The following is a 26,076-nucleotide window of genomic DNA, read 5'->3' on the forward strand; positions in this document are numbered from 1 at the left end:
TTTCATTTTGCAATCCGAATTAAGTCTATTAGAACAAATTAAACTCGAAAAAATCTGGGACTTTCCAGGTGGCATTCACCCGAGTGAGAAAAAGGATTTATCTAACCAGGCTCCTATTGCAAACTTGCCCGTTAGCAAGCGATATTACGTGCCCGTAAAACAACATATTGGTTCCGTTGATGACATCATCGTATCAATCGGCGATAGCGTATTAGAAAATCAGCCGCTAACATCAAGCAACCTAACAATGACGGTTCCCGTTCACTCTCCTATTTCTGGGAAAGTAATCGCTATTGCTCCTCATGTTTCAGCGCACCCATCTGCACAACCAGAACTAACCATTATTATTGATGCAGACATCGAACAAGTTTCTGCTCCATTAACGCCAATGACGAATTGGCAGGACAAAGACAAAGTTGAATTAACTGAGCAACTTAAAGTGATGGGCTTAAGTGGTATGGGCGGAGCTGGTTTCCCAACCCATATAAAAATGTTTCCATCAAAACCAATCGACCTGTTGATTTTAAATGGGGTGGAATGTGAACCTTACATAACGTCAGACGATACCTTAATGCGTTATTTCTCAAAGGAAATAGTCCAAGGCGCAGAAATACTTCAACATATTGTATCGGCCAAAGTATGTATTATTGGTATTGAAGACAACAAACCTGACGCCATCAAAGCGCTCAAAGCGGCCACTAAAGATATTGCAAACATTGACGTTAGAGTCGTGCCGACGAAGTATCCTTCTGGCGGCGAAAAACAGCTCATTCAATTGTTAACTGGATTGCAGGTTCCAAGTGGTGGCATTCCAGCGGACCTCGGCATTGTAATGCAAAACGTTGGTACAGCCTTTGCCGTTAAAGAAGCAATCATAGACGGAAAGCCATTAACCAAACGTGTTGTTACTATTACTGGTGAAACCTTAAAGAGCCCTCAAAACGTTTGGGCAAAACTAGGTACACCAACCCAAGACTTACTTGACTTTGCTGGTCATACTCCAGAAAAGCAACAACGTATAATTATGGGCGGCCCAATGATGGGCTTCTCAATATTAGATGCGTCTACACCTGTTGTGAAAACAACCAACTGCATTCTTGCGCCATCAGCAAAAAAACTTCCTCCACAAGGCGATGAACAAGCCTGTATTCGTTGTGGACTTTGTGCTGATGCCTGTCCTGCTGAATTACTTCCCCAGCAGTTACAATGGTTTTCTAAAGCCAAAGATCACGACAAATTGTCCGAATACAACTTATTTGACTGCATTGAGTGTGGTGCCTGCGCATATGTTTGCCCTAGTCAAATTCCACTTGTTCAGTATTACCGAACAAGCAAAGCGGAAATCCGCGAAATTGAGCAGGAAAAAATTAAATCCGAAAAAGCTCGGGTGAGATTTGAACAACGTCAAGAAAGGCTTGAGCGCGAAAAACAAGTGCGACTTGCAAAACATAAAGCCTCCGCTGAGAAACGAGCAAAAGCACTCGAGAAAGACACCAGTGCAAAAGACAAGATTGCAGCAGCGTTAGCACGAGCTAAAGCGAAAAAACAAGCAAGTACTGATGAATCAAATGACTCAGTTAGTAAGTCAAATACGACAACAAGCTCTGATTCAATGCCAGCAACAAAACCAGCGAATGCCGCCAAAGATAAAGTGGCTGAAGCAATAGCGAGAGCAAAAGCTAAAAAAGCAGCCAAAGAGCAACAAGAGAGCGCTGAAATACAGGCAGACAAAAAAGCACAACCAGTTGAAGCCAAAACAACCTCGGCTGAACCTGTCTCCACTGCTGAGCAAGAGCGAAAAGCCAAAGTAGCCGCGGCGATTGCCAGAGCAAAACAAAAACGTGAAGAAGCAAAAGCTGCATCACAAGAAAAAACTGCCGAACCTGAAACTAAGACTAATGAGCCTCAAGCTAAGGGTAGTGAGCCTCAAGTTAAGATAGAACCGAAAATTGGTTCTGAGCCTGAAGAAGAAACTCAGCTTACTGCAGAGCAAATTCGTAAACAAAAAGTAGCCGCAGCCATTGCTAAAGCTAAAGCCAAAAAAGCGAAGAGTGAATAATCCATGAGCGTATTTTCTAGTATATTTAAAAGCTCCCCTCATGGAGCAATGGGCATGACAACTAATCAAGTTATGCGCATGGTCTGTTATGCCACTATTCCTGGATTTATTACTCAATTGTACTTTTACGGCTGGGGAACATTGGTTCAGTTAGTGCTTTGTATTGGTGTTGCAGTGTTAAGTGAGGCTATCGTTCTTAGCCTCAGAGAAAAGAGGATCAGACGCACCTTATCGGATGGGTCAGCGGTATTAACAGGCTTACTATTGGCACTAAGTATTCCGCCTCTAGCACCTTGGTGGGTTAGCGTTATCGGTGTTGCTTTCGCTATTATTATTGTAAAGCAGTTATACGGCGGGTTAGGCTTTAACTTGTTTAATCCAGCAATGGCCGGTTATGTTGTACTGTTAATTTCATTCCCAGTAGCCATGACTAGCTGGCAACCTATTCAGCCGATGCTTATGCATACATTGTCTCTTGCAGACACAGCTTACGTAATCTTTACTGGCTATAGCATTGAAGGTTACAACTTACAGCAGCTCAGTATGCTAGTTGACGGCACAACGATGGCAACGCCATTAGATCAATTCAAAACCGCACTAGCGCAACAACAAACCGTATCTGAAATACTTTCATTACCTATTTATGGCGAATATGGAGGAATTGGTTCGCAATGGGTGAACGCAGCTTACTTACTTGGCGGGCTATTTCTTTTACAAAGAGGCATAATCCGTTGGCACATTCCCTTAGGCATGATTGCCAGTCTGTTTGTTTTAACTGTTATTGCATCAGCCACCGGAGCTGATACCACCTACCCTCCAGTACAACAACTGTTTACTGGCGCTGTCATGTTTGGTGCATTTTTTATCGCCACAGATCCTGTTTCAGCCTCTACAACACCAAAAGGACGCATCATATTTGGTGCACTAATTGGTGCTCTTATATTTATGATAAGACAATGGGGTGGATACCCAGACGGTATAGCATTTGCCGTGCTACTCGCTAATATGTGTGTGCCGCTTATAGACCACTACACACAGCCTAAAGTTTATGGTCATAAAAGGTAGCCATCATGTCTGAATCTAATATTGCACTCATCAAAAGTAAAAAAAATGCGCTCTTGCTCACTGCGTTTGCAGCTGTCTGTACGTTTTTAGTGGCATTAACACATCTAATAACGGCCCCTGTAATTGAAGAGCAAAAGCAGCAAGATATCTTACGAAAGCTAACACAGGTTTTGAACAAGGATAAGTTTGACAATAACCCTCTTAATAACTGTGTAATGATTACTAACTCGGATATTTCAGGAGTTAATAAGCCAACCAAAGTTTATCGTGCAACATTGAACGATGAGCCTTACGCCATGATTTTTCAAACGCAAACCAAACAAGGTTACAACGGCCGTATTGAACTTATGGTTGCCATTGATAAAAGAGGATCGGTACAAGGCGTTCGCACTATTGCTCATCAGGAAACACCGGGACTTGGCGATAAAATTGAACTAGAGAAGTCTGATTGGGTACTGGAATTTAACAATAAAATCGTTCGCTCTTTAAAAGACTCTAAGTGGTTTGTGAAAAAAGACGGGGGTCAGTTTGATCAGTTTACAGGCGCAACAATTACACCAAGAGCCATAGTTAACCAACTTAGACCAAGTGTTTACAATGCAACACAAGCTTTTGAAGAAGTCTTTGCGTTAGAAAACCAATGCAACATTACTGAGGCGGAAAGTTAAAATGACAGCAGAGTGGAAAGATATCGTCCGCAATGGCCTTTGGACAAATAACCCAGCCTTAGTTCAGCTCCTAGGATTATGTCCTTTATTGGCTGTTACCAATACATTTATTAATGCACTGGGGCTTGGCATAGCAACTTTACTCGTTTTGGTTGTTTCTAATTTAACTATTTCCCTTGTTAAGCAATGGGTAACCAAAGAAATACGCATCCCAGTTTTCATTATGATCATTGCGTCTTTTGTTACCATCATTCAATTATTGATGAATGCTTACACCTTTGGTTTGTATGTCTCGTTAGGCATCTTCATCCCATTAATTGTAACTAACTGTGCCATTATCGGCCGAGCGGAAGCCTTTGCTTCTAAAAATGGTCCTGTTGAGTCATCACTAGATGGCTTAATGATGGGGTTAGGTTTTACTGCAATTTTACTGCTCCTTGGTGGTGCCCGTGAAGTGTTGGGTCAAGGTACACTATTTGATGGAGCTCACCTGCTATTTGGTGAATGGGCGAGAGGCATGACGGTTCAAATCTTTGAGTTTGAACAACAGTTTTTACTCGCTATTTTGCCGCCTGGTGCATTTATCGGAATGGGTCTTATTATTGCGCTAAAAAATATAATTGATGCTAAGCAAGCCCAGAAAAAAGTCAAAGACGTGAAATCGGTTGAACGAGCGCGTGTTACTACCGTTAATTAAAGCAAAGTAATTTAAAATTATGAATAAAGAAAAACGCTTAGAAATACTAACTAGACTCAGAGATGATAATCCTCACCCAACTACTGAACTAGAGTTCACCACGCCGTTTGAGCTTTTAATTGCAGTTTTATTAAGTGCACAAGCCACCGACGTAAGTGTTAACAAGGCTACGCGTAAACTTTATCCTGTTGCTAACACGCCACAAGCTATTCTAGACCTTGGTGTTGACGGATTAAAAGACTATATAAAGACAATTGGTTTATTTAATTCAAAAGCCGAAAACACCATAAAAACCTGTCGTATGTTGGTTGAATTGCACAACTCAGTTGTACCCGAAGATAGAGCAGCGCTAGAGGCCCTCCCAGGCGTTGGACGTAAAACTGCCAATGTTGTATTGAATACTGCGTTTGGCTGGCCTACCATCGCTGTAGACACGCACATTTACCGTGTTTCAAACCGAACTAAGTTAGCAATGGGTAAAACCGTCGATGACGTCGAACAAAAGCTCTTAAAAGTTGTACCAAAAGAATTTAAAGTAGACGTACACCACTGGTTGATATTACACGGGCGCTACGTTTGTGTGGCCCGCAAACCCAAATGTGGTGCCTGTTTGATAGAAGACTTGTGTGAGTTTAAAGATAAAACTGAATAACGTCCGCTGATCAACAATGTTAATTGATTTATCAGCGTTCAGTCCATCCGGTATTTTTACCGCACATGATTATTCCAGTTGTGCTAACAAATATTTAATTTCATTTATGACTATTTCTGGCTCGTGCACGTGAACATAATGTTCAGATGTTGTAGCAAAAGTGATTTTGGTTTTCGTCGACAGGCTTTGCATTCCTGACAAGTCGACAGAATATGAGCGTTTAATTCGCTTCCATACCTTAGGGTGCCAGCCTTCAGGCGCGTTATCTTTAGGCTTCCATATTGCGTCTCTAGCCCAAAGCAAAACGTAAGGTTTATCACCAAATCCATCACTGTCTGCTATTAGCTGTGAGCCCGTTCTATTATTTATTTTTTCTAAGTTTGTTGGTGGGCCTTGCCAACGAGCTAGTTCCGCGTCCATTTCCTTCTTCGTGTCATCATCATAGCTATCAGTTTCAGGTGCCCACTTGTTTATGTGACTTTTAAACTGTCCATACAAAGATGGATCTACAAGTAAAATCGCCGCGACATCCTTTGGATAGCGATGGTTAAACAGTTTGATTGGGTAGGATCCGTAAGAATGTCCGACCATCAAGTATGGCGGCTTGATACCAACTTTATTCAACAAAGTGTATTGATGCTCAACTATTGTTCCTACATCGTAATTGTTAGTCGACTTACTACTTTTTCCTAAATTAGCCCTGTCGTAGATACAAATCTGATTGGTTTTAGAAACTGAGCTTATTACATCTTTCCACCCTCCGCTTTTGACAGTGCCACCAAATCCATCATTAACAATAATTGACGGCGCCCCCTTGCCAAAACATTCTATATATAAGCTTGTTTCTCCAACACTAACTAACGTTGCAATATTTGGCTTAACTTGCTCATTACTAAACGCATTAAAAGTAAAAAACAACGTACAACAAAAACATGCCATCATTTTAATCATTAAACTTTTCACAGTGGTTATTTCTTTTGCAATGGCGGTGTTGGTTGAACAATCGGCAAGCAATAAAAGTATTCTGACTATTCTAATCATCATATATCCCAATAATTTAAAAGGTGCGGCGCTCAGTTAATTTCACTTTATGCGCGTTCTAATTTGATCACTATATTTTGAACACTTTGTACTACACACCCACTCTAGTTAGTTAATAAAACTTTCTATAATGTTTTAAAACTATTGTTTTTATTGGATATTTTTGGCTATAAATGACAATTGTTACTATTGCATTAATTAAAACTCATTTGTTTGGTTTCAATGAAAAAAGCCAATTGCAGATCCAAGTCTCGATGTTTGGCAATGCTAATAGCCTTATCAATTGAATAATGAAACTTTTCTGGTTGTTTTTGTATTTTCGCAAGCTTAGCTAAATTTGCCCATGAATGGGCCTCACCGACTGGACAGCGTAAAACTTGATGGTGTTCTTTTTCTTCTTTGTATAACTTTTCAACTAGCACGTAATCTTGAGTGTTTAAGGCGATGGCTGCTTGAAGGTTTTTAATTTGTGCCATTAACAACCAGTCATTATTTTTCTTCGCTGACTTCAAAGCTTGTTCTGCGACTTTTGATGCAGTTTTGTCGTCATAGGTAACGTAAAAACTAAGGGCCTTTAGATGGAGTAGTCGGGTTATCTCACCCTCATTTTTAGAATTAAGTAATGCCGGCAGTACGTTTTTAATGTGTATTTTCGCTTGTTCAAACTGTTTTAACCTAAGCCAGATTTCTATTAATATCCGCTGCGCAGTGTAATTATCTGGGTTACTGAGCACGATAGTTTCAAGCATTGATTTGGCTAACTGATAGTTGCCTTCATTACTGGTTTCAATAGCCATACCGAGCATTTGATTATTGAAATCCGTTTCATACATCTGATGTACTAGCTGCGAATTCCCACCTATTTGCTTTGCAATTAGTTGACTAAAGTCATCAATTAAGGATTGTATGTTTCCATTAGTAATGACGCCTTTTTTCACATAGTCACGATAATGAAGTGTGTAAACTAGTTGGTAATCATGCGGTGAGCCTAATAATTTTGATAACACAACAAGTTCTGCACCAGAAACTTGAAAAATTTTTTGAATGTCTTGTACTTGAATATTGTCTTGGGGGGCGTTTGCTCGATTTAAAACTTGTAAAACGTAATCGGTTGCCAAAACTGCATTGTGTTTTGAATTCGGCAAACGCTGAATGACCTGATCCATCATGCCAAGCTTAACCCAGTTATGGTCGTTACCGATGATATGATTTTGGGTAGGTAAAATAATGATTGAGCCTTTTACCTGTTGTTGAGCATTTTGACTTCCGGTCGAAATATCGTACTTTTTAAAAGCGAACAATAACAGGATCACAGCAACCAGAGAACAACAAAGAACAGCTAGTCTATTTACTTGGGTTTGCGTGCGTTTAGTATTATTTTTTCGCGTTGAGTTGTTGGCAATTTCGACTGTGACTGATTCGAGCGGTTCAACTTTCGGTAGCCATAAATACCCTTGTTTTGGAATAGTCTTGATTACATCGTCATTTGGAAAAAGCTGTCGTATCTCATTAATAGACTGAAAAACAACCTGCTCACTGACAACTGAGTCTTTCCACACAGTTTCTAACAACGATTTTTTGCTGACAGGTTGTCCAGAACTCTTGATCAACAAAAGTAATAACTGGCAGGTCTTGGGGCGGATATCAAGTGGCGTGCCATCAGCAGTAGTAACTGATAATGCTTGCTCACAAATGCGGTGGTTTAAAGTTTGGTAAATCAAATTATTCGCCTGTCCATGAAACTTATAATTGAACCTAACATGCACCCTAAAAAACAACAACTAACGAAAATTTGATTGTTTAGGGAAGATGAGAGATTGTGCTGAGTGTATGCATTTGGCATAAAAAGAAAGATAAGCAACTGCAATCTACCTTTCGTATCTTTTGGCTGGCCTACCATCGCTGTAGACACGCACATTTACCGTGTTTCAAACCGAACTAAGTTAGCAATGGGTAAAACCGTCGATGACGTCGAACAAAAGCTCTTAAAAGTTGTACCAAAAGAATTTAAAGTAGACGTACACCACTGGTTGATATTACACGGGCGCTACGTTTGTGTGGCCCGCAAACCCAAATGTGGTGCCTGTTTGATAGAAGACTTGTGTGAGTTTAAAGATAAAACTGAATAACGAATCTAAGGGTCCCTTTCCATCATCTGGAAAACTGAATAAAAGGTGTTAGACTTAAATACTTCTAAATCGAGTTACTGAAAAAGACGGGCAATGGCCCTATGATTTAGTTTAAAAATTTATTATTTCTGTGACATTAAATCAGCACATATTTTGCCTAAATCAGAATAACATTCTGGCTTAGACACCATCAGCTTTCTTTTTCGGAAGGTGTAAGATGCAGTCATTGTTTTTTAGGTTACTCTTTTTAAAGTGTGCAACTATTGTACTGACATCGTCAATGAATGTTGCTGCTTCCTCATTAGAACTCAACGAACTCACTTACATAACTGAAAATCATGCGTCGTTTAATTATGTTCGAGATGGTCAATTGGAAGGATTTGCCGTTGAGGTATTGTTAAGTGCTTCGGCAGACTTGGGTAGCCCGGTTCAACGAGACGAGATTTTGGTTCAACCTTGGGCAAGAGCTTTTAAAAATGCCTTACGAGGGCCCAATACCGTTTTATTCAGTACGATTCGAACCCCCGAGCGAGAAGATAAGTTTCAATGGGTAGGTCCATTCGCTTCCGAAAGCGACGTAGTGATCGCGCTTAAAGCTCGTCAAATTAAAATTACTGACTCCGCTAAATTAAAAAGTTATATCGCCGGTGCGGTTAGAGGTGATGTAGGGGAAGAAATACTTCAAGAAATAAAGATTCCATCGGATAATATCGTATTATTAACTAATCCAACAAGTATGGGGGCCATGTTAACGGCTGAAAGGATTGATGTATGGGTTTTTGGGGAGTTTGCTTGGAGTGAAACATTAACGTCAGCTGGGTTAAATCCTGCTTTATTTGAAGTGATTTTCCGCTTTCCGCCAAAGCATTATTATTTCGCCTTAAGTAGAGACATTAATCCTATGCTGGTCCAATCTTTTCAATTGGCTATTGAGCAAACACTTGAAAAATACCAAGACGATTCAAAATTTTCTATATCGTTAAACACAAGCTCTTTTACTGGTCGTAAGTCATCCATGACCTCCCAGCATCAGCAAATCCCTATGCTAGAAAAGTCGTGCCTAAAAAAATCAAATTAGACGTATACCACTGGCTTATCCTTCACGGGCTTGATATTTGTAGTGCTCGAATACTAAAACTTGATCGTGTTTAGTAAATTAACGTTAGTTTTTAATTTAGTCCCCAATTATTTAAAATCGATTGAAACTGGCCATTCTCTTTAATTACTCTAAGAGCTTGTTCTAAGCCCTTAGCTTTAGAAGCGCTAAGCGATAAGTTTCCAGCTAAGTGTAATTCATTTGGAAAGTCAGTTAACTCAATCACCCTTTCAACGTCGTCCACATCAAGATTCAAATCACTCAACTCTGTATTTAAAGAAAGGGTATTAGTTAACACAAACTCAATTCTGTTAGTAAATAACATATGCCATAAGCGCTGATAATTGACACTTAGTGACATATTACGCTCTTCCTTAAAGCCTGCATTACGAAGATATGATTCACTGTAGTAACTACGAATAGTGCCAACAACATGGTTTTTAGCTTGCTCTAAATTAGCTACGTTTTGATTACTCCCTTTTAAGGAAACTAAGAAAGCATCGTTATGATACATTTTACCTAACCACAAAAACTCATTTTCTCTGCTTGGGCTCTTAAGTAACGAAAACATTAGGACATTTGGATTGGTTTTAAGTAAATGATGTGCACGAGCAAAAGGGTATAGCTCAATAGAATAGTCAATGTCGGCTTCTTTGGCTAAGGCCTTGATTATGTCAACCAAGGCACCTTTAACCTTGCCCGATTTATCTTTAAAGTGGTATGGAGGAAGATCCTCAGCGACAAACTGCAACGGCTCAGCTTGGGACATAAAAGAGAGAACCGCTATTAATACAAAAATAATTTTCAATTTAATACCTCTACAGCTAAAAATTCATGCGCTGTTTTAAATTGGAGTGTTCCAAATATGACGTAATCAGCTTTGGTGTCAATCAGTTTTAGTTTTAAACTATTCTCCCAATACATTTTCAACATTCTGAATTCTGGATAGACAGAGGATAAAGACTTATACTTCCTTTCTAATAATTAGAATTATTTCTTCTATATTTAGCAGTTTACATGTACGTCACAGAATATAGAATGTTCGACAGTTAATTTAGGGACAACACAAAATGATTAAAAACTCCGATACAAGCTTTGGCATCGTAAACATTGCTATTCACTGGATTACCGCACTATTGGTATTTGGGTTATTTGGTGTTGGTTTATGGATGGTTGACCTAAGCTATTATAGTGAGTGGTATCGCACAGCACCTGATTTACATAAGTCTTTTGGCCTCACCCTTCTAGCCCTTACTCTTTTTAGAATTATTTGGAAGTTAATTAATCCGTCACCTAAAGCTTTATCTAGCAATAAACTAGAAACCATAGCGGGGAAATTCGCTCACTTTGCAATATACGCTTTGTTGTTAACTATAATGGTTAGCGGATATTTAATCTCTACAGCAGACGGCCGCGGGATTGAATGGTTTTGGTTATTCGAAGTAGCGAGCTTAGGTGAATTTGTACCTAACCAAGAAGACATTGCTGGTGATATCCATGAATGGGCTGCCTACATTTTAATTGGACTTGTTGTTGTGCATATTATTGCCGCTCTAAAACATCATTTTATTGATAAAGATAAAACGCTTGTTCGTATGGTAAAAGTGCAGACAGAAGAACAGCAAGATTAAAGTTTCAGCTTTGTAGTAACATTTGAGTTTGAACGTTATTACAAAAAGAATTAAAAACTCAAAACCGTTGTTTATAAATTTTATAAAAAAATAATTAAATCTAATAAAAGGACAAAACATGAAAAAGTTAATGATTACATTGGCCGCTATTGTTGCATTAGGCGCGAGTCACATTGCACAAGCTGCTGATTATAAAGTTGATATCAAAGGTGCTCACGCATTTATTAACTTCAAAGCTAACCACCTAGGTTACAGCTGGTTAACGGGTCGTTTCAATAAGTTTGACGGCAATTTTAGCTACGATGCTAAAAACCCTGAAGCAAGCAAAATTGTAATTGATATTGACCCTGCTAGTGTAGACAGTAACCATGCTGAGCGTGATAAGCACCTTCGCAGCGCAGACTTCTTAGCGGTTGATAAGTTTCCAAAATCAAAGTTTGTAAGTACAAAGATTACAGACTTAGGTGACAATAAACTAAAAGTTGAAGGCGACTTCACTTTGCACGGTGTTACAAAACCAATCGTAATTGATGCTGTAAAAATTGGTGAAGGTAAAGATCCTTGGAACGGTTACAGAGCTGGTTTTGCTGGTACCACAACAATCAACGTTGCTGATTACGACTTTAAAAGTGCTTGGGTTGGCGAAGTTCAACTTGAGTTGCTAATTGAAGGCATCAAGCAATAAGCATTTTTTAAGGCAGCTTTAAAATTGCTCTAAAAACCAAAAGGCCACTGTAAATTGTGGCCTTTTTTGTATCTCCAACATTCCCTAAAATATAATCTGAATGCCTATCGACGGTATTGGTGTTTCAGGAAACTGATATTCTTTTTCTTTTTCAGAGTAATCAGCATTATATTCGTAACCCTCTACACTTTTTTGGCCATAAAGATTAAGCACCTCAAAGTATATATTGGTTTCTTTATTCCATAACGTTGTTTGATAATCCAAACGAATATCTAATCTATGAAAGTACTCTAAACGATCAGAGTTAAAAGCCGCTTCTACGGGATCGTAAAAAATCGGTTCTTGCTCAGCATCTGGATTTCCAGATTGGTCTAAAGGATAAACCGGATCTGCACTGATAATAGGAGTGTATAAACTGCCGCTTTGAAGTCTCCATCGGCCACCTATTTGCCAACGCTCATTAATCTCATAGTTACTGACTAAGTTCACAATCCAAGGTAAATCATATTGATATCTAAATTCTTCGCCAGTCAGGTTATTGACTCGTTCCGTTTTACTGTAAGCAACACTCAGCCAGCCATACCAATCATTACTAATTGCTTTGTTTATTAAAAACTCAACGCCATAGGCATCACCTACGCCTTCGTTTAAATAATTAGCGCCTTCTGAATTAGATGGACTTGAGGTTAAATCATTAACTTGTAATAGCGGATTACTGACCACTAAATCGTCCATGTCCTTGTAATAGGTTTCTAAACGCCATGCATAATCTGACTCACCAACGTATTCAATACCTAAAACATAATGGTTTGATTGACTGAGCTTTAAATCCGGAGCCCCAAACTTACTGGATAAATACTTATACTGTCTAAACCATTGATGGTGCTGGCCCGCCGCAACTTTGAGTCTATATTCATCTGTTACTTGCCAACGAAGGGTGACTCTTGGTTCTACAAAAGTTTCTTCGGTGTAGTCATTATAAGAATAAACGGCACCAACTCGTGCTGACCAGTCTGCATTTAAGTCCCAATCATAGTCGGCAAAAAGATTGTAAAAATTAATATCTATTTCATCACTTTCGAACTCGGTATCGGCGTAATAACTTGGCGGGCAAACCTCAAACTCATTGTTACATGGTTGTTGCTTGCCAGTAACCGCATAATCCACCGTTTGACTTCGCAGCTCAACACCCGAGCTTATTACACCATTGCCCCAGTCTTGATTATTTTTGACTTTGAACATGTAGTCGGTTGTTTTAGCGTCTAAATCTAAAAGCTGGCCAATAACAATATCACCGCTTCGTTCAAGTCTGTTTGCGATGACTTTTGTTTCGCCCCAGTTACTGTAGTTTGTCCATATTATGCTTTGATTATGGTAATACTGATCAACGCCTATTCCGCCTTGTAAATCCGGGTTTTGTAAAACTTCATCGGAGTCGTCATCAAATAACAATGCAACTTCATCATTTGAGCCTGTGGCTTGAACTGTCAGTTTATTGTCGGCGTCTATGTAATTAACGTACTTAAACTGGTAATCATTATTAATAGGAGCTTGGTCAAACTGAAACTGCTCTTCATCATCTAAAATTTCTTCAATGTATAAATGAACTAGGCTTTGCCTCATGGCAAAATAAAAGGCTGAGTTTTCATTAATCTTAGATTCAAATAACACGCCTGTTCGAAGGAAGCTAAAGTCGACAATGGCGGTAGGATCTACAATCTCAGGATCTTTTAGTCGAGTGTCTATAACGCCACCAATGGCATCATTAAACTCTGCTTCCCAAGCCCCTGTTTTTAATTCAAAACTTCTAATTAAATTAGGGTGAAAGGTACTAAAACTGTCTATATGGAATACGTTACCAACGGGCACATCGTCCGATTGATAATACATGTCTTCTGGGGAACTACCTCTTACCGCCGGAGCAAAACCTCTGGCTAAAACAATACCTGGTAGACTTTCTATGGCTCTGATTGGATCATTGCCCGCGCCTGGTACTTTTAGGATTTTATCTGAACTGAGTTCTAGTCCTGAATCCTTAGAGCCTACAACTCTAATCTTTTCTATTTTGTTGTCTGTGTTATCCGTAGACGCACTTTTTGGAGTTACGTTAACCGACTGATCCGGTTTTTTCTTTTCCTTTCCATTTGCTTCTTCATTTGCGTAATCATTTGCCAGAGCAGCAGAAGAAAGTAATGTTAAACCTATAGTCGACAACAAAGGGAGCGTTTTCAATTAGATATCCTTTCAAAATAAGAGCTAAACCAATTTCAGTACGTTGTTACTTTCTTTATAGTTTATTTAATTGTGTTTGTTTATTAATTTTAAGTTTTATTTGTCAGCTGAAGAGAACAAATCTGGAGTTGGTTCATTAACTTGGTTGTCGTTAGTTGAATTGATGCCGGATTCGAGTTGTTGAATTTCGATTTTTTTTGCTAGCCAACGACGCTTTCTCATTTGGCATAACTTAATGACATGACGTTTGTGTTCGTCGTCTAATTTCATCCAGCCGAATCGCTCTTCTCTACTTCTAAAACAACCATAACAATAGCCATTGGGTCCGTTTTGACAGGTTCCAATGCAGGGGCTGGGTATTTGAAATAACTCTAACTGTGGCATAACAGGAGTTTATGTGAGGGGGAATTTTTATGCAACTAATACAAAAAAGCTCCACATATGCGGAGCTCTTTTAGCGATAATATTGATTATTCAATCAAATCTGTTGGGAATGCATCTCGCATTTCTGCCCAAATTTTACCTGAATCAATACCGTACTTTCGGATCATGTAAATTGATTCGTCATGCTTTTCGCTTGTTGCGAATTTTTCTAGGTCAGCGTAATAATTACGAGCCAACTGACGAGCTTCATCATTTGAGAAGTAATGCCCTGCAATTTTTTCCCAGAAACCTTTAAAACCATTTAGAACTAATACATAAATTGCGTTGCCAGAGGCATGCGCTAATTCATGGTTTAAACGGTAGTCGAAATCGGCAAACTGCTGAGGATCGTCAGACACTTCCAAAGCTTCTTGAGCTAGTTCAATAACTCGTTGAGGGTTGTTTTTAATCGCACCTCTAATATAAATAGCACTTAAGTTTGTTCTAGCTGATAACAATTGATCAATTAGGTTTACTGCACCATCAATATCTAGTTTGGCTAATGTGGAAAGTATATTAACGCCACACGTGTCCCAGTAGTTATTAACTTGAGTAGGTTTACCGTGTTGAATAGTTAACCAACCATCTCTTGCTAAACGCTGAAGAACTTCACGAAGTGTTGTGCGGGTTACGCCAATAAGCTCTGAAAGCTCGCGTTCCGCTGGTAAAATTGAACCTGGAGGGAAGCGATCATTCCAAATAGAGTCTACAATGTATTCTTCGGCAAACCCAGCTGGGCTCTGCGCCTTTATTATTTTCATGTAAATTTATCATATCTGGTAACTTAAAAAACTGATTGTACCAGATGCTTTAAATTGCACAACAAATCAATTTTTAGTGCTGAAAACTAACATTTTCGTATAAAAAGCACTAAATTAGTTATCAATTCAATTTCATTTTTAGTACATTGAAGAAATAACTAAAACAAAAACTTACGATATATCAGAAAGAAGGCTAGTTAAAGTATGCAGCAAAGTTCTCTGAGCGCTTTTTATCAAAACTTTTTAGGAAACTCTCCTGAATGGTACAAACTTGCAATAATTGCATGTTTAATAATCAATCCAATTATATTCATGGTCGACCCTTATGTAGCGGGCTGGGCATTAGTATTGGAATTCATTTTCACTTTGGCGATGGCATTAAAATGTTATCCCCTGCAACCTGGCGGTCTTTTAGTTATTGAGGCTGTCGCAATAGGGATGACAAGCCCCGGGCACATTGAACAAGAAATTTCAGCTAACCTAAGCGTTCTATTGCTGCTTATATTCATGGTTGCTGGTATTTACTTTATGAAAGACTTACTTATGTATTCTTTCACAAAGATGCTTTTAAAAGTCAGATCTAAAATAGCCCTGTCGCTCTGTTTTACCTTCGCAGCTGCGTTCCTATCGGCCTTCCTTGACGCATTAACCGTTGTTGCAGTAATCATCACTGTTGTGACCGGCTTTTACATGATTTACCACAAAGTCGCATCAGGTAAGCAATTTCACCACATTGAACACGATCACACCTCAGATGATCACTTAGATAATCTTAAGCGCACAGATTTAGAAGAGTTTCGTGCGTTCATGAGAAACATCATGATGCACGCCGGTGTTGGTACTGCACTTGGTGGTGTTTGTACTATGGTTGGTGAGCCTCAAAACTTAGTAATTGCAGAACGTGCTGGTTGGCAGTTTGTTGAATTCGCTATCCGTATGTCCCCAATCACTATTCCAGCGTTAATCGCAGGCTTAATGACGACTTACGTTGTAGAGAAATTCAAATTATTTAGTTACGGCGCTGAGCTACCAGAGCCTGTTCGCTTAATTCTTATGGATTATGATGCAGATAGCGACGCAAAAATGACGAAAAAAGACAAAGTGAAAATCGCGGCACAAATAGTTATCGCGATTTGGTTAATCATTGGTTTAGCGCTTCACTTAGCAACCGTTGGTCTTATTGGACTATCAATCATTATCCTGGCAACGTCAGTAACAGGTATAACTGATGAGCACCAAATAGGCAAAGCGTTTGAAGAAGCCCTACCATTCACCGCCTTGCTTTGTGTATTTTTCGCAGTTGTAGCAGTAATTATCGACCAAGGTTTATTCGCTCCTGTAATCCAATGGGTATTAACCTTTGAGGGTAAAACCAAGATGGTGATGTTCTTTATCGCCAACGGTCTCTTATCCATGGTGAGTGACAACGTGTTTGTTGGTACGGTTTACATTAATGAAGTTGCTGCGGCACTTAAAAAAGGCATTATTACTCGTGACGAGTTTGACATGCTAGCCGTTGCTATTAATACCGGTACTAACCTTCCATCGGTTGCAACACCAAACGGACAAGCCGCATTCCTATTCCTTCTTACATCTGCATTAGCACCATTAATCAGATTATCTTACGGTAAAATGGTTTATATGGCGTTGCCATACACTGTAGTGCTTTCTATTGTGGGCATTTTGGCAACCTATTATGGCTTGTTCGAAGCGACAGATTGGCTATATCAAAATGGCTATATTCAGCATCACACCGGATTAGGAGAGGCTAGCTCTGCCGGCCACTAATTAATGAATGTAGTAAATGTAATATCTTCTTGGCCAGCCTCGCGCTGGCCTTGGGCTTTTTTAGCCCTATCAGCGTTTGCGTTTGAATCTATTGCACTGTATTTCCAATACGGCCTTGGACTTGAACCATGCATTATGTGTGTTTACCAACGAGTTGCAGTGCTTGGGCTATTTTTAGCCTGCTTACCTGCATTAGTTCGTCCTGACTTGGCGTTAATGAGACTAACAAGTTTTATTGGCTGGATAGTTTCAGCATTTTGGGGGCTGTCAATTGCATACGAACATGTGCAAATGCAAAATCCTGATAATTTCATGTTACTCATGTCATGTGATATCTATCCAAACTTCCCTAACTGGCTGCAACTTCACCAATGGTTACCGGGAATTTTTGAGCCTAGAGGAACATGTGGAGATATTGATTGGATGTTTTTGTCATTATCAATGCCACAATGGATGGTCATTATATTTGGTGGTTATTCATTAGCGGCACTTTTTGCCCTTGCGGCAAGAGTTGTCAAAAAAAAGTCAATATAAAGCCCAGCACACCACATCTTTCTATTAAGCTGTAGAGTACATTTTTAAAGCTCTACAGCTTATCTCAACCACTTCAAGTACTTACGGTAATTCAAACTACAAACTGGCACACTACCTGCTTATTTATTTGCTCATAATAATAATAAAAGGGTTTAATCAATTATGTCTTTACCAAGATTTAGCAATAAAAAGTGGACGTTGTCGTTTGCTGCTGTAAGTCTTGTTGCAGTCGTTATCTCACTGACTGGAATGAAAAGTTTTCAACCTCACCAAGCATACATAATTCAAGGTGCTAGCAAAGGCTCAATGATTTCGTTAGTAAACGATATTGGTGGAGAAGTTGTTCACGACTTCGCTGTTATCCCAGCTATTTCTGCCATGCTAACTGAAGACCAAGTTTCAGTTATTAAAAAGAGCAACCCTCTTATTCGTCTTTTTGCTGATGCAACAGTTAAACTAGATGCTAAATCAAATGAATGGCAAAACAAAAGACCACTTCGTTTTAAAGCAAAAAACAATAAAGTAATTTGGACTGCAAAAAACAGAACAAATGACGACGCAGAAATTGATAGCCTGACAATTAACTGGCCTGAAAACAACGGCAAGTTAAAGAACCTTAAAGTTAACGGTAAAAAAGTTGCTAAGAATGTCGATGGCAATTCTTACACACATTACTTTGATGACTACGTTTCTGTAGCTAGCAAAGGTAAAGTAAAGCTAGCAATGAAATTTGATACAATCTCTAGCGTTGCTGATAGTGACTACGCCATTGCACTTAACTTGGTTGATGGTTCTATTGTTGAGTTAGACTCAGTAAAACAGAACATTACAAGAAATGAACAACGTGACACATACTTCCCGTCTCAAGTACGAGCTAATGAACTTCATAAAATGGGTATTACAGGCCGTGGAGTTGGTGTTGCAGTAATTGATTCTGGCTTGTCTAAGTTTGAACAACTTGAGTACAACTCTTTTGGCGAAAAACGCGAAATTCACCGCAAATCTTTTGTTGGTAAAAACAAAGATGCATTTGGTCACGGCACTCATGTTACTAGTCTAATAGCCAATAGCGACGCAAATTATGACGAATCTGGAAACCTTACTGGTTCTTTTAATGGTATTGCACCAGACGTTAACCTTATCTCTATTAAAGCTTTTAATAAAAAAGGCGACTCTACCTATTCTAATATACTTTCTTCTATTATTTATGTAATACAAAATAAAGAACGCCTAAATATCAAAGTGCTTAACCTTTCTTTTGGTGCTGAAGCAGAGTCTCTTTACTTCTATGACCCGATCAATGTAGCACTTATGGCAGCGTGGGACGCCGGTATCACAGTTATTACTTCAGCTGGTAATACAGGCGCAGATGGTATGACAATTGGTGTACCTGGAAATAACCCATATTTAATCACTGTTGGTGCAACATCAGACAACTACACTCCTTTTAACTATGAAGACGACTTTGTAGCTAGCTTCTCTAGCTCTGGTCCAACTCACGCTGGTTTTATAAAGCCTGAATTAGTCGCTCCGGGCGCTCATATGCAAGGCCTAATGTCTGAAAAATCTAAGCTATTTAAAGACTACAGCGTATATGACGACAACAATGGTTACTTCTTATTATCAGGTACATCTCAAGCCACAGCTGTTACTTCAGGGATCGTAGCATTGATGCTGCAAGACCAACCTCACCTTTCTCCAGATGACGTTAAGTGTCGTTTAATTGACTCTGCTCGCATGGCACAAACAGAAAGCGGTAACTTAGGTTATAGCATTTTCCGCCAAGGCGCTGGTATGGTTGACGCTTATGAAGCAGTAATGAGCCAAGCTTCAAACTGTGCAAACCTAGGCATGGACATCAAAAAATCACTACAAGCAGAAGAGTTTTACGCAGGTCCAGCTCGCTGGAACCAAGAAACTGAAGAGTACTACGTAGAGTCTCATGAAGGTTTTGAGTGGAACGGCACAGCTGAAGACGCAATTACTACTGAAGCTATTATCTGGCAAAAAGGTGGTTCTAAAAAAGACCTTCCTGAAAAAGAAGTAACAGGAAATGCAATTATTTGGCAAAAAGGCGGCTCTAAAAAAGACCTTCCTGAAAAAGAAGTAACAGGAAATGCAATTATTTGGCAAAAAGGCGGTTCTAAAAAAGATCTGCCAGAAAAAGAAGTAACGGTTAATGCCATTATTTGGAAAAAAGGTGGCTCTAAAAAAGACCTTCCAGAGAAAGAAGTTACTACTAATGCGATTATCTGGAAAAAAGGCGGTTCAAAAAAAGACCTTCCAGAGAAGAAAGATCTCGAAACAAGAATGTCTTTGTCTAGCTGGGTTGACCAAGAATAACACCAATTAATAAATATAAATTTAAAGCTCCTTTTTATTTAAAAAGGGGCTTTTTTGTTTATGTGACTTAACTAGTTTTCCATGTTATAAATATCGTAACTTACTCTTTTTTTTGGTTGTTATGAATTACCCAAAGTTTTATAAAGTTTTGAGCAGTATTTTTACGTTCTTCTATGCAGCATCTGCCATTTCATTCGCCAGCGATAAAGCACCTTTAGAAAAAAATGAGTTTCTACAGTCAACTATTCTCTTTTCATCTCTCGATTCTGAAAACCTCCTTTCCAATAATTCGGTTAATGATATAAACCAAGATTCCCTAGGTTTTATTTGGGTTGCAACCAGTGACGGACTAACAAAGTACAATGGTAGGAATGCTCAACAGTTTAAGTTCAAAGTAGGAAAGTCACTACAGTTAAATAGCAACTTAATACGAAAAATATACCGAGACTCTGAAGATAGGCTTTGGGTGGGCCGAGATGGTGGGTTAAGCCTTTACATACCTGAAAAGAACGCGTTTATAGACTTTCAAGATTTCGAGCAAGCCGAGGAAGTTAAGAACTTCGACTTCAATAGCTCAGCTGAAGGACCAGATAAAGTACTTTGGTTCGGCACATTTCGCTCTGGCCTAATTAATTACGATCCAAATAAAAATAAATTCCAAGTATTAAATACTAAAAAAGTTGAATCAAACCTCTCTTCAAATCGCATCAGTGATATCACTTTTGATGACGAGGGTACTATGTATGTCGCAACTTACAACAAAGGAATAAACTACAGACTTAAGAACGAGTCTTCATTTCAACATATAACTACATCGACTGAGCTATCAATCCCAACAAACGGTATTAGATCTATTATTGCTACAACGTCTGGCGAACTATGGGTTGGCACTGAAGATAAAGGCGCTATTTTAATTAGTGCCAAGTTAGATAAAGTTCAACACTTTGCTCCAAACACCAAAGATCCTTATTCTTTCTGCGATAGCTTAGTAAATGACATTTTACAAGATAGTAACGGAAACGTTTGGTTTGCAACTAGCAATGGACTTTGTAAATACAACCCAAGTGAATCAAACTTCACTCAGTACAGAACCGAGAAAAATAAATCACTTTTAAGTAATCAAATTTTCTCTTTATTTGAAGATGAAGGGGGTGTCATTTGGATGGGCTCTATGAATGGAATTAATTATTGGAATGCCGCAACGCGAGCGTTTCAACATATTAGTAGAGCAACCTCACCAGACATGACAAATGATGACATACTGTCTTTTTCTGAAGCTGGTAATGGCGACTATTTTATAGGAAGCCTTGAGGGTGGAATTAGCCGCTATGACAGAAACAAAAATAAAATAACTTCTTATAGCCTTTTTGAGAACGGGCTAAAAGCCGAGCCTAGCGCTATACCTAGCCTTTTAATAACAAGGGACAACACGCTCTGGGCAGGCACTTATGACTCTGGGGTATACATAAAAAACTTACAGGATAGTTCAGTTTTAAACTTTAATTCAAGTAATACAAAACATCTAGACAATGCCCTATCATCGGACGCTATTACTAAGATTTCACAGCTTAAAAATAATAATATTGCTGTTTCAACCTATGGTGGCGGCCTCAATATTTTTAATGACAAAAAAGAAATCACTCACTTTACTATTTCAAACGGACTCTCCTCTAACTACGTTATGGACATCGTAGAAGACAACGAAGGTAATGTCTGGGCTGGCACGATGTCAGAAGGTCTCAACAAAATAAACCTGGCGACGGGTGAAGTGCAAGTTTTCAAAATTGACAAAGAAAACCCGCATACCATTAAATCGAATTCTATATTAGGCTTGCTGGATACTGAAGATTATTTGTGGATGCCAACTAAAGATGCTGGGGTTGCCCGACTGGATAAAGCGAAACTTAAAGAGGGTAAAGTTGAGTTTTTACACATAGGTTCTGAACAGGGCTTAGCGAGCAGCTTTACCTATGGCGTGCTGGAAGATGAAAACGGTCGTATTTGGATCAGCCATTCAAAAGGCCTAAGTCGATTAAATCCTGTGAGTTTGTATTCAGTTAACTTTAATACTAGCCACGGTTTACAGGGCAATGACTTTCACAGCGGTTCTTTCTTTAAATCAAAATCTGGTCGCATGTTTTTTGGTGGACCAAATGGCTTTAATACCTTCATGCCAAGTGATGTAACCCTAAATACTTACAAGCCACCAGTACAACTAACAAAGTTCAGTCAATCTAATAGTGAAACCCCTATCCACGAACTGTTTAATAAAAATGGTGAGCTGGTATTAGAACACGATGAAACCGTTATTGACTTTGAGTTTGCAGCGCTTGATTACACCAAGCCCGAACTAAATAAATACAAATATAAAATGGAAGGCCTTAGCGATATTTGGTTAGATTTAGGAACAAATAATCACATTTCATTTTCTTCGCTTCCTGATGGTTTTTATAAACTAAAAGTAAAAGGCAGCAATAATAGCGGCGTTTGGAGTGATGAAGTGACCATTCCAATTCGTGTATTACCGCCTCTTTGGAGAACATGGTATGCCTATCTGTTTTACTTTTTAGCAGCTGGTGCTCTTTTCTTAATTTTAGTTCGACAGCAGCAAATTAAAATTCAACACCAGCTAGCAAATGAACGAAAGCTTCATAAGCTTGCCTATTTTGACAGTCTGACTGGCCTTCCAAATAGACAAAGTTTTTATGAAAGTATGGAGCGCTTTTTGTCTTTAGCTAAACGTGGCAATTACAAAGCTGGCGTTATGTTTATAGACTTAGATAGATTCAAACGAATTAACGATACCTTGGGTCATAACTTTGGCGACAAAGTGCTTATGCAAGTTGCTGAGCGATTAAGACAGAGCGTAAGAAACAGCGATTTTGTTGGGCGAAACTATGAAGTTAAATCGTTCAAAAATGAGATTGCTCGACTAGGTGGCGATGAGTTTACAGTATTTTTAAGCCACTTGGACAACGCTGACGAAACGGCAAATGTAACGCAGCGTATAATAGACAGCATCTCTGAACCTATCACGGTTGATGGTTACGAAGTATCTGTTACGCCAAGTATTGGTATCGCCATGTATCCTGAAAATGGAACTTCGGTACAAGAATTAATGAAACACGCTGACGTTGCTATGTATCAAGCTAAAGAAGGTGGTCGTCGAACCTTTAAATATTACTCAAACTCTTTAAATGACCGAGCTCTAGAGCGCCTTCAACTAGAAGAGTATATGCGAGCGGCGTTACAGAATGATGAGTTTGAGCTCTATTATCAGCCTCAAGTAGATTTAAAAACAAATGAAATAACAAAAGCGGAAGCCTTGTTAAGATGGACTCATCCTGAGCTGGGCTTTGTTTCACCTGCGGACTTTATTCCTATTGCGGAAGAGTCGGGGATCATTATTGAGTTAGGTGATTGGATTTTACAAGAAGCCTGCTTCCAAGCGAGAGAATGGCATGAAGCCGGTTTAGACATTCGTGTATCAGTGAACGTTTCGAGTGTGCAATTTAAACAAACCAACCTAGTTGATAATGTTAAAAATGCGCTTGAACTTAGTGAACTGCCTAAGCATTTACTTGAGCTAGAGTTAACAGAAAGTGCCGTAATGTCGGATGTTGAAGATAACATTGGTCGCCTGCAAATGTTTAAAGACATGGGCATTCGTATTGCCGTCGATGACTTTGGCACTGGCTACTCTTCATTAAGTTATTTGAAAAAATTCCCTATTGATACACTTAAAATTGACCGTTCATTTATTATGGATATTGATACCAACGAAAATGATGCGGCTATTGTAAAAGCAATTATGTTGTTGGCTGATACCATGCAGTTAAATGTTGTAGCAGAAGGCGTAGAAACTTTAGAGCAGCTAAGAATTATTGATAATTATGGTGCGCAATATATTCAGGGTTACTTCTTTAGTCGCCCTCTTCCACCAGCAGAATTTACCAAATTTGTTACTGAAGAGTTTGCAGACAAAAGTACGTGGAAACTCGACCTAATTGGTTAAAAAGTGTGAACGGTATTCAAGACATGTAATTAACAAACATTAAAAAGGGCTCTAAGCCCTTTTTTTTGTTTAATCTGAACTAAGTATCAGCCAAGCGTATTAGACGCTGAGACATGACGTAGATTAGCCAGCTAAGTGTTTTATTAAACGGTTTAACATGTCGTTCACCGTCACTATATCATTTTGCTCTAGTTCGCCATTTTTGATGGCTTTGTTAACGCTTTTTTCAACGTCATCAACCAGTGATTCAAGCGTAATTGTTTCTTCTTGTACAATTGCAGTGCCAATAACCAAATCAACATGACCGCGCAGATAACCACTCGCAAAAAGCTGATCGTCGGTACCCTCTGCAACATAACTATCAAAATACTCTTGAGCATTGTCGCTCAACAACTCTAAATCAACCATCTATAACTCCTCGTAGCCGACTGGATAAATAACTAGGTCATGATAGCCAGTAACCACAGAGATAGGTCCTGACAATGCTTTGTCCAGTTCAGAGTCGCCCGTATCGGCAATAAGCGGACGCCCTTCTAATGCTTGTAATTTTGTTTTTGTAGCAACAATAATAATATTGTCTCTGCCAACGGCTTTGATTACCGCTGGGGAAAGCTGTTGATTACCTCGACCAAAAATATGCCCTTGCCCACCGATTAAGGTAATTACGAGTTTCACTTTTTTGTCTTTAATAAGAGGTAGTAGTTCTTTGGCCGTAACGTCAGATTGAATAACTTGCTGATCGCTAAGTACATCAACACCTAGTAGAGTATTGTTGCAACCGAGTTCTTCCATGATGAAATTGACGGTGCTACCAGAGCCCATAACGTATATTTCATCATCTTCCATATTTTCAATTACATGAGCTGCGATATCTTGTAAAACGAGTTCATCACTTTCCTTGCCACCCATTTTAACGTTTTGAACATAACGTAACTCGGCCGGTATTTGTAATTCACCATATCGCTTAGCTTTGACCACGCCTTGTCTAAACAATACCTCGTCAATATCCATGACATCCGCATCGGTCAAAGAAACTAAATCACCCGCCACCAGCATTTTTACAATTCGGCCTGCAGCCTTTGGTGTTATCGCATAAACCCCGGAGTGGATCTTACAACCAGCTGGAACACCTAAAACGGTGCTGCCTTCACTTACTGACGCACAAATATTTCGGGCTGTGCCATCGCCACCAGCAAACAATAACAAATCAAGGCTCAGGCTAGACATGGCTCTTGCTGCGTTTTCTGTATCTTGGTAGCTAGTTGTTTGTTGAGTGTCATCTGGCGTATATATAATGCTATGCTTTATTCCAAGCTCTTCGCATACTGTCTGACCCATATCGCCAGCAACGGTAAATACGTCCATTTCGCCGTAGTAATCACTAACTTCCTCTAATGCCGTTTTAACTCGCTGGTTAGCAAGTGGCTCAGCGCCTTTAGAGAGAGCAATTTGAGAGGTATCGGCTCCATCAGAACCTTTTAATGCAACACTGCCGCCAATCCCAGCAACAGGATTAACAATAAGGCCTAACCGAAAGGCTTTTCGTTGTTGTTTGTTTGTCATTGCGTTCTCAAGGTTGTTAATTTTTAAATGGGTTTAGCTTTGGCTAACTTATGTCTACGTAACCAATCGCTTTAACTCGTCATATGGCGATTGATTATAAAAGGCCGCAAGACACTCTATAAAAAGCTGAGCTCTTGGTGGATAGCCATTGTCTAAGTAAACTTTTATTTGGTCTAGAATTTGTTTTTCAAATGCTAATCTGTCTGGTTGTTGCCCAAACTCATCTCCGGATAAATTGTCGCAACTCACTTGAAAACGAAAGCCGGCCGCTAAAGACAACGCCCACTCAATAGCCTGAGGCTTAATTTCTACAGATTGAAATTTTTGTTGCTCCTGTGCCGTTCGACCATCTGGGCAATACCAGTAACCATAGTCAACTTGACTTCTGCGTTGTTCCCCAGCTAAACACCAATGTGCAATTTCATGCAATGCACTGGCGTAAAACCCGTGAGCAAATACCACTTGTGCAAATGATTGTGCAGGTAACTTACCTTCTCCAGTATTAGCAGGAAGGTAAATAGGCTCATCATCACCTTTTACTAAGCGAGTATTAAAATCAGAGGCAAAAGTATCGTCAAACAAACGCTTTAAGTCTGTGATTTGATGAACTAATGCCACATCACCCGCCTGACTAGACTTTATAGGCAGAGCTTTACTGATACTAAGCACTGATAAATTTTGACAACCCATATGA

The 26,076-nt window shown here is 39.2% G+C and carries 21 protein-coding genes and 1 pseudogene; 13 read left to right on the forward strand and 9 right to left on the reverse strand.

Going from position 1 to position 26,076, the window contains the following annotated elements; all coding sequences use genetic code 11:
* Positions 1 to 7 precede the first annotated feature (7 nt).
* Genes rsxC through nth form a run of 5 tightly spaced genes read left to right on the forward strand, consistent with a single transcriptional unit; the run spans position 8 to position 5,141 of the window.
* Positions 8 to 2,059, forward strand: a complete 2,052-nt coding sequence (gene rsxC / locus ABD009_RS03775) for an electron transport complex subunit RsxC (RefSeq protein ID WP_343822804.1) — start codon at positions 8 to 10, stop codon at positions 2,057 to 2,059.
* Positions 2,060 to 2,062: 3 nt separating this feature from the next.
* Positions 2,063 to 3,124, forward strand: a complete 1,062-nt coding sequence (gene rsxD, locus ABD009_RS03780) for an electron transport complex subunit RsxD (RefSeq protein ID WP_155695448.1) — start codon at positions 2,063 to 2,065, stop codon at positions 3,122 to 3,124.
* A 5-nt stretch (positions 3,125 to 3,129) separates the two neighbouring features.
* Positions 3,130 to 3,792, forward strand: a complete 663-nt coding sequence (rsxG, locus tag ABD009_RS03785) for an electron transport complex subunit RsxG (protein ID WP_343822807.1) — start codon at positions 3,130 to 3,132, stop codon at positions 3,790 to 3,792.
* Position 3,793: 1 nt separating this feature from the next.
* Positions 3,794 to 4,489, forward strand: coding sequence for an electron transport complex subunit E (locus ABD009_RS03790; RefSeq protein ID WP_343822808.1), 696 nt, complete (start codon positions 3,794 to 3,796; stop codon positions 4,487 to 4,489).
* A gap of 19 nt (positions 4,490 to 4,508) precedes the next feature.
* Positions 4,509 to 5,141 (forward strand): endonuclease III, encoded by a 633-nt coding sequence (nth, locus tag ABD009_RS03795; RefSeq protein ID WP_343822810.1) that lies wholly within the window; start codon positions 4,509 to 4,511, stop codon positions 5,139 to 5,141.
* Positions 5,142 to 5,210: 69 nt separating this feature from the next.
* On the opposite strand, the gene ABD009_RS03800 is transcribed toward nth, so the two are convergent.
* Positions 5,211 to 6,104: an alpha/beta fold hydrolase gene (locus ABD009_RS03800; RefSeq protein WP_343822812.1), complete on the reverse strand. Its 894-nt coding sequence runs from the start codon at positions 6,102 to 6,104 to the stop codon at positions 5,211 to 5,213.
* Between the two features lie 272 nt (positions 6,105 to 6,376).
* Entirely contained in the window at positions 6,377 to 7,963 is a 1,587-nt protein-coding gene (locus tag ABD009_RS03805) for a winged helix-turn-helix domain-containing protein (RefSeq protein ID WP_343822814.1), read from the reverse strand.
* Between the two features lie 57 nt (positions 7,964 to 8,020).
* Between ABD009_RS03805 and ABD009_RS03810 the strand changes: the two are divergent.
* Both ABD009_RS03810 and ABD009_RS03815 read left to right on the forward strand, forming a co-directional pair.
* Positions 8,021 to 8,311, forward strand: a pseudogene (locus ABD009_RS03810) (endonuclease III); the annotation flags it as partial.
* 217 nt (positions 8,312 to 8,528) lie between these two features.
* The gene (locus tag ABD009_RS03815) at positions 8,529 to 9,389 is read left to right on the forward strand and encodes a substrate-binding periplasmic protein (RefSeq protein ID WP_343822816.1); all 861 of its coding nucleotides are present in this window, start codon (positions 8,529 to 8,531) and stop codon (positions 9,387 to 9,389) included.
* 91 nt (positions 9,390 to 9,480) lie between these two features.
* Here ABD009_RS03815 and ABD009_RS03820 read toward each other — a convergent pair whose 3' ends face one another.
* A complete protein-coding gene (locus ABD009_RS03820) occupies positions 9,481 to 10,215 on the reverse strand; it encodes a substrate-binding periplasmic protein (protein WP_343822818.1) in 735 nt (244 codons plus the stop codon).
* 262 nt (positions 10,216 to 10,477) lie between these two features.
* Between ABD009_RS03820 and ABD009_RS03825 the strand changes: the two genes are divergently transcribed.
* Complete coding sequence (locus ABD009_RS03825) at positions 10,478 to 11,038, forward strand: cytochrome b (protein ID WP_343822820.1); 561 nt, start codon at positions 10,478 to 10,480, stop codon at positions 11,036 to 11,038.
* A 118-nt stretch (positions 11,039 to 11,156) separates the two neighbouring features.
* Positions 11,157 to 11,723 carry a YceI family protein gene (locus ABD009_RS03830; protein ID WP_155695464.1) on the forward strand — a complete coding sequence of 189 codons (567 nt, stop codon included), beginning with the start codon at positions 11,157 to 11,159 and terminating at the stop codon, positions 11,721 to 11,723.
* A gap of 84 nt (positions 11,724 to 11,807) precedes the next feature.
* Here the strand turns inward: ABD009_RS03830 and ABD009_RS03835 are convergent, their stop codons facing one another.
* The 3 genes from ABD009_RS03835 to fadR all read right to left on the reverse strand — a co-directional run bounded on the left by ABD009_RS03835 (position 11,808) and on the right by fadR (position 15,139).
* Positions 11,808 to 13,955 (reverse strand): TonB-dependent receptor plug domain-containing protein, encoded by a 2,148-nt coding sequence (locus ABD009_RS03835; RefSeq protein WP_343822823.1) that lies wholly within the window; start codon positions 13,953 to 13,955, stop codon positions 11,808 to 11,810.
* 96 nt (positions 13,956 to 14,051) lie between these two features.
* Positions 14,052 to 14,339 (reverse strand): DUF1289 domain-containing protein, encoded by a 288-nt coding sequence (locus tag ABD009_RS03840; RefSeq protein WP_343822825.1) that lies wholly within the window; start codon positions 14,337 to 14,339, stop codon positions 14,052 to 14,054.
* A gap of 86 nt (positions 14,340 to 14,425) precedes the next feature.
* Positions 14,426 to 15,139, reverse strand: a complete 714-nt coding sequence (fadR, locus tag ABD009_RS03845) for a fatty acid metabolism transcriptional regulator FadR (RefSeq protein WP_155695467.1) — start codon at positions 15,137 to 15,139, stop codon at positions 14,426 to 14,428.
* 204 nt (positions 15,140 to 15,343) lie between these two features.
* Here fadR and nhaB point away from each other — a divergent pair, with 204 nt between their 5' ends.
* The 4 genes from nhaB to ABD009_RS03865 all read left to right on the forward strand — a co-directional run bounded on the left by nhaB (position 15,344) and on the right by ABD009_RS03865 (position 23,819).
* Positions 15,344 to 16,927: a sodium/proton antiporter NhaB gene (gene nhaB / locus ABD009_RS03850; RefSeq protein ID WP_343822828.1), complete on the forward strand. Its 1,584-nt coding sequence runs from the start codon at positions 15,344 to 15,346 to the stop codon at positions 16,925 to 16,927.
* Positions 16,928 to 16,930: 3 nt separating this feature from the next.
* Entirely contained in the window at positions 16,931 to 17,461 is a 531-nt protein-coding gene (dsbB, locus tag ABD009_RS03855; protein WP_343822830.1) for a disulfide bond formation protein DsbB, read from the forward strand.
* 162 nt (positions 17,462 to 17,623) lie between these two features.
* Positions 17,624 to 19,804, forward strand: coding sequence for a S8 family peptidase (locus tag ABD009_RS03860; RefSeq protein WP_343822832.1), 2,181 nt, complete (start codon positions 17,624 to 17,626; stop codon positions 19,802 to 19,804).
* Positions 19,805 to 19,952: 148 nt separating this feature from the next.
* The gene (locus tag ABD009_RS03865; protein WP_343822834.1) at positions 19,953 to 23,819 is read left to right on the forward strand and encodes an EAL domain-containing protein; all 3,867 of its coding nucleotides are present in this window, start codon (positions 19,953 to 19,955) and stop codon (positions 23,817 to 23,819) included.
* Between the two features lie 123 nt (positions 23,820 to 23,942).
* Here ABD009_RS03865 and ABD009_RS03870 read toward each other — a convergent pair whose 3' ends face one another.
* Genes ABD009_RS03870 through ABD009_RS03880 form a run of 3 tightly spaced genes read right to left on the reverse strand, consistent with a single transcriptional unit; the run spans position 23,943 to position 26,072 of the window.
* The gene (locus ABD009_RS03870) at positions 23,943 to 24,227 is read right to left on the reverse strand and encodes a YfcL family protein (protein ID WP_343822836.1); all 285 of its coding nucleotides are present in this window, start codon (positions 24,225 to 24,227) and stop codon (positions 23,943 to 23,945) included.
* Positions 24,228 to 25,382 (reverse strand): ATP-NAD kinase family protein, encoded by a 1,155-nt coding sequence (locus ABD009_RS03875; RefSeq protein WP_343822838.1) that lies wholly within the window; start codon positions 25,380 to 25,382, stop codon positions 24,228 to 24,230. It lies immediately after the preceding gene.
* Positions 25,383 to 25,436: 54 nt separating this feature from the next.
* Positions 25,437 to 26,072 carry an elongation factor P hydroxylase gene (locus ABD009_RS03880; protein WP_343822840.1) on the reverse strand — a complete coding sequence of 212 codons (636 nt, stop codon included), beginning with the start codon at positions 26,070 to 26,072 and terminating at the stop codon, positions 25,437 to 25,439.
* Positions 26,073 to 26,076: the final 4 nt, after the last annotated feature.

The sequence above is a fragment of the Psychrosphaera haliotis genome (genome assembly GCF_039523615.1).
Lineage (GTDB): Bacteria > Pseudomonadota > Gammaproteobacteria > Enterobacterales > Alteromonadaceae > Psychrosphaera > Psychrosphaera haliotis.

What these genes read in the sequence shown, in the direction of transcription:
- rsxD (WP_155695448.1), top strand. Translation starts at nt 2,063, where the DNA reads ATGAGCGTATTTTCTAGTATATTTAAAAGCTCCCCTCATGGAGCAATG.
- ABD009_RS03870 (WP_343822836.1), bottom strand. Translation starts at nt 24,227, where the DNA reads ATGGTTGATTTAGAGTTGTTGAGCGACAATGCTCAAGAGTATTTTGAT.
- ABD009_RS03840 (WP_343822825.1), bottom strand. Translation starts at nt 14,339, where the DNA reads ATGCCACAGTTAGAGTTATTTCAAATACCCAGCCCCTGCATTGGAACC.
- rsxG (WP_343822807.1), top strand. Translation starts at nt 3,130, where the DNA reads ATGTCTGAATCTAATATTGCACTCATCAAAAGTAAAAAAAATGCGCTC.
- nhaB (WP_343822828.1), top strand. Translation starts at nt 15,344, where the DNA reads ATGCAGCAAAGTTCTCTGAGCGCTTTTTATCAAAACTTTTTAGGAAAC.
- ABD009_RS03815 (WP_343822816.1), top strand. Translation starts at nt 8,529, where the DNA reads ATGCAGTCATTGTTTTTTAGGTTACTCTTTTTAAAGTGTGCAACTATT.
- ABD009_RS03880 (WP_343822840.1), bottom strand. Translation starts at nt 26,072, where the DNA reads ATGGGTTGTCAAAATTTATCAGTGCTTAGTATCAGTAAAGCTCTGCCT.
- ABD009_RS03790 (WP_343822808.1), top strand. Translation starts at nt 3,794, where the DNA reads ATGACAGCAGAGTGGAAAGATATCGTCCGCAATGGCCTTTGGACAAAT.
- ABD009_RS03825 (WP_343822820.1), top strand. Translation starts at nt 10,478, where the DNA reads ATGATTAAAAACTCCGATACAAGCTTTGGCATCGTAAACATTGCTATT.
- dsbB (WP_343822830.1), top strand. Translation starts at nt 16,931, where the DNA reads ATGAATGTAGTAAATGTAATATCTTCTTGGCCAGCCTCGCGCTGGCCT.
- ABD009_RS03860 (WP_343822832.1), top strand. Translation starts at nt 17,624, where the DNA reads ATGTCTTTACCAAGATTTAGCAATAAAAAGTGGACGTTGTCGTTTGCT.
- ABD009_RS03830 (WP_155695464.1), top strand. Translation starts at nt 11,157, where the DNA reads ATGAAAAAGTTAATGATTACATTGGCCGCTATTGTTGCATTAGGCGCG.
- nth (WP_343822810.1), top strand. Translation starts at nt 4,509, where the DNA reads ATGAATAAAGAAAAACGCTTAGAAATACTAACTAGACTCAGAGATGAT.
- ABD009_RS03875 (WP_343822838.1), bottom strand. Translation starts at nt 25,382, where the DNA reads ATGACAAACAAACAACAACGAAAAGCCTTTCGGTTAGGCCTTATTGTT.
- fadR (WP_155695467.1), bottom strand. Translation starts at nt 15,139, where the DNA reads ATGAAAATAATAAAGGCGCAGAGCCCAGCTGGGTTTGCCGAAGAATAC.